General features: G+C 70.5%; 11 protein-coding genes and 1 riboswitch. Of the genes, 1 reads left to right on the top strand and 10 read right to left on the bottom strand.

What is annotated here, in order from left to right; translation table 11 throughout:
• Positions 1-9 precede the first annotated feature (9 nt).
• The 7 genes from ACGF3I_RS20595 to rpsB all read right to left on the bottom strand — a co-directional run bounded on the left by ACGF3I_RS20595 (position 10) and on the right by rpsB (position 7,356).
• On the bottom strand, positions 10-1,110 hold the full coding sequence (locus ACGF3I_RS20595; protein WP_393133989.1) for a thiamine ABC transporter substrate binding subunit: 1,101 nt from the start codon (positions 1,108-1,110) through the stop codon (positions 10-12).
• Positions 1,111-1,192: 82 nt separating this feature from the next.
• A riboswitch (TPP riboswitch) is annotated at positions 1,193-1,311 on the bottom strand.
• A gap of 154 nt (positions 1,312-1,465) precedes the next feature.
• A complete protein-coding gene (gene rlmN / locus ACGF3I_RS20590) occupies positions 1,466-2,578 on the bottom strand; it encodes a 23S rRNA (adenine(2503)-C(2))-methyltransferase RlmN (RefSeq protein ID WP_393133987.1) in 1,113 nt (370 codons plus the stop codon).
• A 170-nt stretch (positions 2,579-2,748) separates the two neighbouring features.
• The gene (locus tag ACGF3I_RS20585; protein WP_393133985.1) at positions 2,749-3,861 is read right to left on the bottom strand and encodes a phosphatidate cytidylyltransferase; all 1,113 of its coding nucleotides are present in this window, start codon (positions 3,859-3,861) and stop codon (positions 2,749-2,751) included.
• On the bottom strand, positions 3,861-4,418 hold the full coding sequence (frr, locus tag ACGF3I_RS20580; RefSeq protein ID WP_120727660.1) for a ribosome recycling factor: 558 nt from the start codon (positions 4,416-4,418) through the stop codon (positions 3,861-3,863). The genes ACGF3I_RS20585 and frr overlap by 1 nt, the downstream gene beginning before the upstream one ends.
• 124 nt (positions 4,419-4,542) lie before the next feature.
• Positions 4,543-5,334, bottom strand: a complete 792-nt coding sequence (gene pyrH / locus ACGF3I_RS20575) for a UMP kinase (RefSeq protein ID WP_393133983.1) — start codon at positions 5,332-5,334, stop codon at positions 4,543-4,545.
• A 160-nt stretch (positions 5,335-5,494) separates the two neighbouring features.
• Positions 5,495-6,331: a translation elongation factor Ts gene (gene tsf / locus ACGF3I_RS20570; protein ID WP_393133981.1), complete on the bottom strand. Its 837-nt coding sequence runs from the start codon at positions 6,329-6,331 to the stop codon at positions 5,495-5,497.
• 122 nt (positions 6,332-6,453) lie between these two features.
• A complete protein-coding gene (gene rpsB, locus ACGF3I_RS20565; protein WP_393133979.1) occupies positions 6,454-7,356 on the bottom strand; it encodes a 30S ribosomal protein S2 in 903 nt (300 codons plus the stop codon).
• Positions 7,357-7,719: 363 nt separating this feature from the next.
• Between rpsB and ACGF3I_RS20560 the strand changes: the two genes are divergently transcribed.
• A complete protein-coding gene (locus ACGF3I_RS20560; RefSeq protein ID WP_393133977.1) occupies positions 7,720-8,229 on the top strand; it encodes a M23 family metallopeptidase in 510 nt (169 codons plus the stop codon).
• A 113-nt stretch (positions 8,230-8,342) separates the two neighbouring features.
• On the opposite strand, the gene ACGF3I_RS20555 is transcribed toward ACGF3I_RS20560, so the two are convergent.
• The 3 genes from ACGF3I_RS20555 to dprA form a co-directional block, all read right to left on the bottom strand.
• Positions 8,343-8,900 carry a TetR/AcrR family transcriptional regulator gene (locus ACGF3I_RS20555; RefSeq protein ID WP_393134138.1) on the bottom strand — a complete coding sequence of 186 codons (558 nt, stop codon included), beginning with the start codon at positions 8,898-8,900 and terminating at the stop codon, positions 8,343-8,345.
• 83 nt (positions 8,901-8,983) lie between these two features.
• Complete coding sequence (gene whiG, locus ACGF3I_RS20550) at positions 8,984-9,826, bottom strand: RNA polymerase sigma factor WhiG (protein ID WP_393133975.1); 843 nt, start codon at positions 9,824-9,826, stop codon at positions 8,984-8,986.
• Positions 9,827-10,078: 252 nt separating this feature from the next.
• The gene (gene dprA, locus ACGF3I_RS20545) at positions 10,079-11,275 is read right to left on the bottom strand and encodes a DNA-processing protein DprA (RefSeq protein WP_393134136.1); all 1,197 of its coding nucleotides are present in this window, start codon (positions 11,273-11,275) and stop codon (positions 10,079-10,081) included.

Genomic DNA, 11,275 nt, shown 5'->3' with positions numbered 1-11,275 from the left:
CGGGGCGCTCTACTTCAGGACGAGCGAGGACCACGTCTTGACCCACTGGTCGCGGTTCTTGGCGATCGTGTCGGGGGCCACGGTCGACGATTCGGTGACCTTGGCGCCGAACTTGGTGAACTCGGCGGGCACCGCCGCGTCCTTGGCGACCGGGTCGACGAACATCTGGAGCGGCATGTCCTCCTGGAACTTCTTGGAGATCAGGAAGTCGAGGAGCGCCTTGCCGCCGGCCTCGTTCTTCGCGCCGTCGAGCAGGCCCGCGAACTCGGTCTGGCGGAAGCACGTGCCGGTGGCGACGCCGGTGGGGGCCTCGGCCGGCTTGGGGTCGGCGTAGATGACCTCGGCGGGCGGGCTGGAGGCGTAGGAGACGACCAGCGGGCGGTCGCCCTTGGCCTTCCTGCCGCCGGCCGAGCCGGAGAAGTCGGTGTTGTAGGCCTGCTCCCAGCCGTCGACGACCTTGAGACCGTTGGCCTTCAGCTTCTTCCAGTAGTCCTGCCAGCCGTCGTCGCCGTACTGGGCGATGGAGCCGAGCAGGAAGCCGAGGCCGGGCGAGGAGGTGGCCACGTTCTCCGTGACGAGCAGGTCCTTGTACTCGGGCTTGATCAGGTCGGCGAAGGACTGCGGGGGGCTGAGCTTCTTGTCCGCGAAGTACTTCTTGTCGTAGTTGACGCAGATGTCGCCGGTGTCGACGGGCGTGACGCGGTGCTTGGCCCGGTCGAGCTGGTCCGCGGCGGGCACCCGGTCCAGGCCCTTGGCCTCGTACGGCGTGAAGATCCCGTGGTCCAGGGCGCGCGAGAGCAGCGTGTTGTCGACGCCGAAGAAGACGTCGCCGCGCGGGGAGCCCTTGGTGAGGATCTCCTGGTTGAGGGCGGCGCCGGCGTCCCCGCTCTTGAGGACCTTGACGGTGTAGCCGGTCTCGGCGGTGAACGCCTTGAGCACCGGGTCGGAGGCGTTGAACGAGTCGTGGCTGACCAGCGTCACGGTCTTGCTGCCGGAGCCGTCGCCGGCGTTGGAGGTCTTCTTGCCGTCCGAGCCGCCGCACGCCGCGAGGGTGGTGACGCCGAGGGCGGCGGCGAGCGCGCCGGCCGCGAGCCTCTTGGTACTGCGCATTTCTTCATTCCTCCTGGAGATGACCAGGAAGAGACGCGGCCCTGCCCGCACGGTTCGAGACCGTGCGGGCAGGGCGCAACAGCTTGAGTAATCGCCGAACTTCCTACCCCGCATGACCGGGGCAAGGTTCAGAGGGTCTGCGGTCCGTGTCCCTTGCGGGCACCGCACTCTCAGCGCTGTGGCGCTCCCCTGTCGGAATATGCAGATGTTTCCAGCCAGGTTACACGGGGCCCCTGACATGGCCCCGACGGTTTCGCCGTTCGGGACGGGGCCGCCGCGCGGGGCCGGGGCCACCTGCCGCGGCCACCCGTCGCGGCCACCCGTCGCGGCCGGGTGCGCGGCCCGGCGTCGCCGGCTATCGCTCGGAGGCGGCGAGCTGCCCGCAGGCCCCGTCGATCTCCTGGCCGCGGGTGTCGCGGACCGTGACCGGCACGCCGTGGGCCGCGATGGCCTCGACGAACGCCTTCTCGTCCTCGGGGCGCGAGGCGGTCCACTGGGAGCCGGGCGTCGGGTTCAGCGGGATGAGGTTGACGTGCACCCGCTTGCCCTTGAGGAGCCGGCCGAGCAGGTCGCCGCGCCAGGCCTGGTCGTTGATGTCGCGGATCAGGGCGTACTCGATGGAGATGCGGCGCCCGGACTTCTCGGCGTACTCCCATGCCGCGTCGAGGACCTCGCGGACCTTCCAGCGGGTGTTGACGGGGACGAGGGTGTCGCGCAGTTCGTCGTCCGGGGCGTGCAGGCTGACCGCGAGACGGCACTTGAAGCCCTCGTCGGCGAAGCGGTGCATGGCGGGGACCAGGCCCACGGTGGAGACGGTGATGCCGCGCTGGGACAGGCCGAGGCCGTCGGGCTCGGGGTCGGTGAGGCGGCGGATCGCGCCGACGACGCGCTTGTAGTTGGCGAGCGGCTCGCCCATGCCCATGAAGACGATGTTGGACAGCCGCGCCGGGCCGCCCGGCACCTCGCCGTCGCGCAGCGCCCGCATGCCGTCGACGATCTGGTGCACGATCTCGGCAGTCGACAGGTTGCGGTCGAGGCCCGCCTGGCCGGTGGCGCAGAACGGGCAGTTCATGCCGCAGCCGGCCTGCGAGGAGATGCACATGGTGACCCGGTCCGGGTAGCGCATCAGGACGGACTCGACGAGCGTGCCGTCGTGCAGCTTCCACAGCGTCTTGCGAGTGGTGTCGTCGTCGCAGGAGATGTGGCGCACGACGGACATCAGGTCCGGCAGCAGCTCCTCCTGGAGCCGGCCGCGCGCGGCGAGCGGGATGTCGGTCCACTGCGCCGGGTCGTGGGCGTAGCGCGCGAAATAGTGCTGGGAGAGCTGCTTGGCACGGAACGGCTTCTCGCCGATCGCGGCGACGGCCTCCTTGCGCTCGGCGGGCGAGAGGTCGGCGAGGTGGCGCGGCGGCTTCTTGGCTCCGCGAGGGGCGACGAAGGTGAGTTCTCCCGGAACGGGGCGTGCCATGAGCGGTATCTCCTCAGTACGACGAGGCCGGGCGATCCCCCGCTGGCGCGGGGCAGGCGACGATACGGTGCCGAAGCCAGGAGACCTCACAGGATCACCCCGCAGTCGCGGGGCCGAAAAGGGCGCGTCGCTCGCGAGCGACGCGCCCTTCCAGGGTAACCGGCGTGCGGTCAAGCCGTGCCGACGAAGACGGCGAGCAGCAGCCACACCACCGGGGCGGTCGGCAGCAGGGAGTCGAGGCGGTCCATGATGCCGCCGTGCCCGGGCAGCAGGGTGCCCATGTCCTTGATCCCGAGATCCCGCTTGATCATCGACTCGCCGAGGTCGCCGAGGGTGGCGCTCGCGGCGACCGCGAGGCCCAGCAGCAGGCCCTGCCACCAGGTGCCGTCGTCGATCAGGAACTCCATGCACAGCGCGCCCGCCACCATCGCGAACGACACCGCGCCGAACAGGCCCTCGCGGGTCTTGCCCGGGCTGATGCGCGGGGCCAGCTTGTGCTTGCCGAAGCGCCAGCCGATCGCGTACGCGCCGGTGTCGCTGACCACGGTCAGGAGCAGGAAGGTGAGCACCCGCCAGGGGCCGTCGTCCGCGGTGAGCAGCATCGCGACGAACGTGGCGAGGAACGGCACGTAGAACGCGGCGAAGACGCCGGCGGTGACGTCCCGCAGGTAGTTCTCGGGCGGCTCGGTCATCCGCCACACGAGCACCGCGAGCGCGGTCAGCGCCATCGCCACCCACGCGCCCTCGGCGCCGCTGACGTATCCGGCGACGACCATGGCCGCGCCGCCGACGGCGAGCGGCACCAGCGGCGCCTTGATCTGCTTGCGCTCCTGGAGGCGGCTGGTGAGCTCCCAGAGCCCGACCACCACGGCCACCGCGATGACCCCGACGAAGACGGCCTTGACGATGAACAGCGACGCGACGATGACCGCGCCGAGGCCGACGCCGACCCCTATCGCGGACCGCAGATCGCGGCCCGCCTTCTTCTTCTCCGGCTGGGCGGGCACGGGCGGAACGGGCGGAGGGCTTGCCATGGGCTCCTGCGGCGGCTCGTCGCGGAAGTCAGGGCCGCCCGGCAGAGCGGCCCCCAGATGGTGTGGTGCGTCGCGGCCTGCGGCAGCGGTGCCCGGGTCGGGCACCAGCGGCATTTGTTGTGTCCGCGACACGGGCGGGGCGTCATACGCATCGTATGCAGGCCCCGCCGGGAACGCCCCCTGGGAAGGCCCCTCGGGGGTTCCCCAGGAGTCGGGTCTCGGCGGAGCCCCCCAGGAAGAGTCGTTCATCAGACCTCGAGCAGCTCGGCTTCCTTGTGCTTGAGCAACTCGTCGACCTGCGCCACGTACTTGGCGGTGGTGTCGTCGAGCTCCTTCTCCGCACGGCGGACCTCGTCCTCGCCGGACTCCTTGTCCTTGACGAGCTTGTCGAGGGCGTCCTTGGCCTTGCGGCGCACGGCGCGGATCGACACCTTGGAGTCCTCGGCCTTGGTGCGCGCGACCTTGATGTAGTCCTTGCGGCGCTCCTCGGTGAGCTCCGGGAAGTTCACGCGGATGATGCTGCCGTCGTTGCTGGGGTTGACGCCCAGGTCCGAGTCGCGGATGGCCTGCTCGATGTTGCGCAGCGCGCTCTTGTCGAACGGGGTCACGACCGCCATGCGCGGCTCCGGCACGGAGAACGAGGCGAGCTGGTTGATGGGCGTCAGCGCGCCGTAGTAGTCCGCGACGATCTTGTTGAACATCGCCGGGTGCGCACGCCCGGTGCGGATCGCGGCGAAGTCCTCCTTGGCGACCACGACGGCCTTCTCCATCTTCTCCTCGGCCTCGAGGAGGGTTTCTTCGATCACCACTTGCTCCTGCATGTCTTGGTTGGGCCGGGAGTTCTCAGTGCGACCTGAGCCCTTGCGCCCTGGATAACCAGCGTCTTTCCCTGCACGGTGTCCGACCGGCAGGGGATTGTCCATCCCCCGGTCAGGCCCGGGTGCCCTGGTCGCTCACGAGCGTGCCGATCTTCTCACCCTTGACGGCGCGCGCGATGTTGCCCGCCGTGAGGAGCTCGAAGACGAGGATCGGGAGGGTGTTGTCGCGGCACAGGGTGATCGCGGTCATGTCGGCGACCTTCAGGTCCCGCGTGATGACCTCGCCGTACTCCAGGGCGTCGAACTTCACCGCGTCCGGGTTGGTGCGGGGGTCGGAGTCGTAGACGCCGTCCACCCCGTTCTTGCCCATCAGCATGGCCTCGGCGTCGATCTCCAGGGCGCGCTGGGCGGCGGTGGTGTCGGTGGAGAAGTACGGCATGCCCATGCCGGCGCCGAAGATGACGACGCGGCCCTTCTCCAGGTGGCGCACGGCGCGCAGCGGGATGTACGGCTCGGCGACCTGGCCCATGGTGATGGCGGTCTGGACGCGCGAGTCGATGCCCTCCTTCTCCAGGAAGTCCTGGAGGGCGAGGCAGTTCATGACGGTGCCGAGCATGCCCATGTAGTCGGAGCGGGCCCGGTCCATACCGCGCTGCTGGAGCTCGGCGCCCCGGAAGAAGTTGCCTCCGCCGATGACGACGGCGATCTGTGCTCCGTCGCGCACCACGGCGGCGATCTCGCGGGCGATGTTGTGCACGACGTCGGGGTCGACACCGAGCCCCCCACCGCCGGCGAACGCCTCGCCGGAAAGCTTCAGCATGAAGCGCCCGGCCACCTTGCCGTCGTCGCGCTTGTGGTCGGCGGCCGAGTGATCGGCCTTGGCGGCGTCCGCGCCCTGATTCATGGGGATCTCCTCGTGCGCATACGAAGAAGGCCATTGCCGGTGGGTACTCGTCGTCCCTTGCGGCAATGGCCTCCTCGTCAGATCTGCGGTCGTCCGTCGCGTGCGCGGCCGACGACTGCCTCAGACCCTAGCGGGGTCTTGTGTCGAACGCTGAACGGACTCAGATGCCGACCTTGATGCGCGAGAAGCGCGTCAGGGTGACACCGGCCTCCTTCAGAACCTGCTCGACGGACTTCTTGTTGTCCAGCGCGTACGGCTGGCCCAGCAGCGTGGCGTCCTTGAAGAAGCCGTTGACGCGACCCTCGACGATCTTCGGGAGCGCGGCCTCGGGCTTGCCCTCGGCGCGGGTGGTCTCCTCGGCGACGCGACGCTCGGTCTCGACGACCTCGGCCGGAACGTCCTCACGGGTGAGGTACTTCGGCGCGAAGGCGGCGATGTGCTGCGCGACACCCTTGGCGACCTCGGCGTTCTCCTTGTCGAGCTCGACGAGGACACCGATCTGCGGCGGCAGGTCAGGCATGGTGCGGTGCATGTACGCGGCCACGTAGCCGCCCGTGAACTGCGCGAAGCGGTCCAGGACGATCTTCTCGCCGAGGTTGGCGTTGGCCTCGTCCACGAACGCCTGGACGGTCTTGCCGGCCTCGATCTCGGAGGCGAGCAGCGCGGCGATGTCGGCCGGGGAGGTGGCGGCGACGTGCTCGGCGAGCTTGGCGGCGACGGCCTGGAACTTGTCACCCTTGGCGACGAAGTCCGTCTCGCACTTCAGCTCGACCAGGACGCCGGAGGTCTTGTCCTCGGAGATGAGGGAGACGACGGCGCCGTTCTCGGCAGAACGGCCCTCGCGCTTGGCGACGCCCTTCTGACCCTTGATGCGCAGGGCCTCGACGGCCTTGTCGACGTTGCCGTCGGCCTCGTCCAGGGCCTTCTTGCAGTCCATCATGCCGGCGCCGGTGAGCTCACGGAGCTTCTTGACGTCAGCGGCGGTGTAGTTCGCCATGAGTCTGTGTTTCTCTCTCGGAGTCTAGAAAGATCTACGAAGATCTGCGGGGCTACGGGTCGACGGCGGGGGCTTGTGGCCCCCGCCGTCAACTACCGAACCTGTGGTTCCCGGTTAAGGGGTCAGGCCTGCTCGGCGTCCGCGGCCGGAGCCTCGGCGGCCGGGGTGGCCTCCGCGGCCGGAGCCTCGGCGGTCTCGGCAGGCTTCTCGGCCTCGGCGGCGGGCGCCTCGGCGTCGTCGGCCTTCTTCTCACCCTCGAGCAGGTCGCGCTCCCACTCGGCGAGCGGCTCACCGGCCGCCTTCTCGCCCGGCTTCGAGTCGCCGGTGGCCGCGCCGGAGCGGGCGATGAGGCCCTCGGCGACGGCGTCGGCGATCACGCGGGTGAGCAGGGTGACGGAACGGATCGCGTCGTCGTTGCCCGGGATCTTGTAGTCGACCTCGTCGGGGTCGCAGTTCGTGTCGAGGATCGCGACGACCGGGATGTGGAGCTTGCGCGCCTCACCGACGGCGATGTGCTCCTTCTTGGTGTCGACGATCCAGACGGCGCTGGGAACCTTCGACATCTCGCGGATACCACCGAGGGTCTTCTCCAGCTTGGCCTTCTCGCGCGAGAGGACCAGGAGCTCCTTCTTGGTGAGACCCGAGGCCGCGACGTCCTCGAAGTCGATCTGCTCGAGCTCCTTGAGGCGCTGCAGACGCTTGTAGACGGTGGAGAAGTTGGTCAGCATGCCGCCGAGCCAGCGCTGGTTGACGTAGGGCATGCCCACGCGCGTCGCCTGCTCGGCGATCGCTTCCTGCGCCTGCTTCTTGGTGCCGACGAACATGATGGAGCCGCCGTGCGCGACGGTCTCCTTGACGAACTCGTAGGCGCGGTCGATGTACGACAGCGACTGGAGCAGGTCGATGATGTAGATGCCGTTGCGCTCCGTGAAGATGAAGCGCTTCATCTTCGGGTTCCAACGACGGGTCTGGTGACCGAAGTGGACGCCGCTCTCCAGCAGCTCCCGCATCGTGACGACGGCCATGGCCGTACTCCTTGAGGTACTCGGTTACCGCGGCCGCCGGTCGGCTGCCGCGCCTGACGCCCCGGTACGCCATGCCCTGAACCCTGAACGGGATAAAGACCGAGAGGCGCGGCCGGCGATGATGGTGAGACCGCCGGCGGGGCGTGCGAAGTCGACCCGGTCGCCCGGATCGCCACAAGAAGTGTACGGGACCCGCACAGTGCCGGGTGACGGTGCTGTCTTGGGGGGGTGTGACCCACATGGGGGGCGGCACGGGGGGGCTGCGATCCCTTCCGGGTGACCGCGTTGTCCACAACCAACCGGTACTCCACAGTTCTGGGTCAAGATCCACACCGATCTCCCAGGCCCGGGACCCTGTTCCCCATGTACCGCATCCTCCTCGCCGCCCTCGCGGCAGCCGCAGCCTGGCCCGTCCTGCCACCCACGGTGGTCCACCCATGGGCCCCGCCCGCCACGCCTTACGGCCGGGGCCACCGGGGCGTCGACCTGGCCGCACCCCCTGGCACCCCGATCCGCGCCGCCGCCGCGGGCCGCGTCACTTTCGCGGGGCAGGTGGCGGGGCAGGGGGTACTGACGATCACGCTCGCGGGTGGCGGCGCCCTCGCGAGGATGCCGTCCGCGAGAGCTCCGGCGCCTGGGGAGACTCCGCTGAGAACGACCTACGAGCCCGTGCGAGCGCTGGTGCCCGAAGGCACCGAGGTGGCGGCGGGCCAGGTGGTGGCCACGACCACCGACGCACCCTCCCACTGCCCCGGGGGCTGTCTGCACTGGGGCCTGCTGAGAGGGGACGTCTACCTGAACCCCCTGCTGCTCCTGCACCGCTCCACACCGTCCCGGCTGCTGCCGGTGGTGGGGGTGGCTGAGCCGGGGTGAGGTGAGGGGTGGGGGCAGAGGGGCGGCGCCCCCTGCCTCGTGGTGAGAGGGGGAGGGGGGGCCGGGGAGGTGGGGGGGCCGGGGGGGGGCAGGGGGGAAGCCCCCCCCAAAGGTCAGGGGCGGACGCCCGTCAGGGCCATGGCTACCGCCGCGTCCGCGATCGCTGCGGGGGATTCCGTCGTGGCCTGTTCGATGCGGCGGACCGCGGCGTCCACGATGCCCTGGAGCAGGACCGCGGCGAGCCGGGGCTGGGCGTGGTCCAGATCGGCGAGGGCCTCGACGATCATGGCGATGAGGCCGCCGTGGGCGGCGCGGATCTTCTCGCGGGCGCCGGCGTCGAGTTCGCTGGCTGAGATCGCGACCACGGCCCGGTGGCGCTGGTCGCCGACGAGGCCGAGCTGGTGGCGTACGTACGCCTCGACCTTGCCCTCGGGGGTGTCGGCCCGCTGCATCGCGCCTTCGATCTCGGCGGCCCACAGCGGGAAGTCGACGGCGCAGAGCTCCTCGACGACGGCGGCGCGGGAGCGGAAGTACTCGTACACGGACGAGCGGGCGAGGCCGGTGCGCTCGGCCAGGGCGGGGAAGGTCAGCGCCTCCGTCCCGCCTTCGGACAGCAGCGAACGCGCGGCGTCCAGCAGGGCGTCGCGCTGCATGGTGCGGTGCTCGGCCACGGAGGCCGCTCGAATCCTGGGCACTGCTCCACTTTACGGCCGGGCGCCGGCCCGGTTCGGCAGCAACGATTCGCCTGGGCCCCTCAGCGCCCGACGTCTGCCAGTTTGGCCCGTAGCTGGAGCACCGATTTCGTGTGGATCTGGCTCACCCGGCTTTCGGTGACACCGAGGACGTTGCCGATTTCGGCGAGCGTGAGGCCTTCGTAGTAGTAGAGCGTGACGACGGTCTTCTCGCGTTCGGGCAGGGTGTTGATCGCGCGCGCGAGCAGACGTCTCAGTTCGCGGTCCTCGGCGACTTCGACCGGGTCGTCCGCGGAAGTGTCCTCAAGCGTGTCCATGAGGCTCAGCCGGTCGCCGCTCTCGCCGCCGACGTGCAGGAGCTCTTCGAGGGCGACGACGTTGGCGAGCGACAACTGGCTGAAGACGGCGTGCAGTTCCTCCACGCCGATACCCATTTCGGACGCGACCTCGGCCTCCGAGGGCGTGCGTCTGAACTGGGCTTCGAGGGTCGCGTAGGCGCGCTCGACGGCGCGCGCCTTCTGGCGCACGGAGCGCGGGATCCAGTCGAGGGCGCGCAGTTCGTCGATCATGGCGCCGCGGATCCGTGTGATCGCGTACGTCTCGAATTTGATGGCCCGCTCGATGTCGAACTTCTCGATCGCGTCGATGAGCCCGAAGACGCCGGAGGAGACGAAGTCGGCCTGCTCGACATTGGGGGGCAGACCCACGCTCACCCGCCCGGCGACGTACTTCACCAGCGGCGAGTAGTGCAGGATCAACTGCTCGCGGAGCCGCTCGTCGCCGCTGGCCTTGTACGAACGCCACAACTCGTCCACGGACGAGGGCGCCGGTGGCCGCACGGTGCCGCTGCCGCGCGCAGCTGGGGGCACTGCCGTGCGATCAGACCCGGAGGTGTGCTGGGGCATGCGTTGCCTTGAGCCGTTCTGCTGTGACGTGAGCGGGGTGGGCGGGGGCGGTTTCCGGTCGGGGATCCTCGTGAGCGTAGCGTGACTGGGCCGTCGCGGTGCGCGAAGACCGGGTGATATGACCCGGCCGCGCCGGTCGTTTCCGGCGCATGCGCAGGTGGGGGCCACGGTGTCGGAAGACGGCCACGAAAGCGCTGCTCGGCGGACCGCGGTGGACACCGCCCCCTCACCCTGTCACCCGAATGCCCCAGGTCAAGCACCGCCTCGCCGGGTGCCGGCCGGGTCGCGGGCGCCCGGGGTCAACTTCCAGCCGTCACCGACGCGTTCGACGAACCCGAGGGAGTGGAGTTCGTAGAGGCGGCCGAGTGCCTCGTCGGCGCTGGTGCCCGCCTCGCGGGCCAGATCGCGCGCCTCGGCGGTGCCGCGTGAAGGCAGGGCCTCCAGGACGCGGGCGGCGACCGGTGCCAGGAGGTCCCGGGGCAGGACGGGACCGCGCCGGGCGGGAGCGAGGTCGCCCATGTCGCCGACGAGTTCGACCACTTCGGCGGCGTCCGTGACCAGGACGCCTTCCCCGCGCAGGAGTTCGTGGACCCCTGCCGAGAGTCCGCTGGTGGCGGGGCCGGGGACGCCCATCGTGAAGCGGCCGAGCTTCTGCGCGGCCCGGGCGGTGACCAGCGAGCCGCTGCGGTATTCGGCCTCCACCACGACCGTGCCCCGGGTGAGGGCGGCGATGACACGGTTGCGCAGGATGAACCTGCTCGGTGTCGGGTGGTCCCCGGGCGGCAATTCGCCCACGAGGAGGCCCTGTTCGGCGATGCGTCCGAACAACTCGGCGTGGCCGCGCGGGTAGACGACGTCCACCCCGCAGGCGAGGACGCCGATGGTGGCGCCTCCCGCGGCCAGAGCGCCGCGGTGGGCGGCGCCGTCGACCCCGGCGGCAGCCCCCGACACCACGACCCATCCCTTCTCGGCGAGCCCGGAGCCCAGGACGGCCCCCATGTGCGCCCCGTACGGGGTGCAGGCCCGGGCCCCGACCACGGCGACGGAACGCAGCGCCCACATCCGCAGGTCGGGACGGCCGCGCACCCAGAGCCCGACCGGCCGGGCATCACCCAGGTCGTCGAGTTGGCTCGGCCACTCCCTGTCGCCCGGGACGAGGAACCTGGCGCCGACGGACGCGGCGGCCGCCAGGTCCTGCTCGGGGTCGGCCAGGGCGGCTCGGCGCCGGTGACTGTCGAGCCGGGCCGCGCTGACTCCGGGCGGGTCGTCCCCGGGCCCTTCGGGCGCGGTGAGGCGACGCAGGAGTTCCGCGGCGCCGTAGGTCCGCAGCCAGCGGCCACCACGTTCGTCGCCGGGCTCTACGACCCGGGTGAGGGCGGCCCGGGCCAGGCGCTCGGAGTCGACGCCGGACGCGGGGCGCGCACCTTCCGCGCGGCCCGCGCCCTCCAT

Origin of the sequence: Streptomyces sp. NPDC048111 (genome assembly GCF_043202815.1) — a bacterium.
In the GTDB taxonomy this organism is placed as follows: domain Bacteria; phylum Actinomycetota; class Actinomycetes; order Streptomycetales; family Streptomycetaceae; genus Streptomyces.
This window is presented reverse-complemented; position numbering and strand designations above follow the sequence as displayed.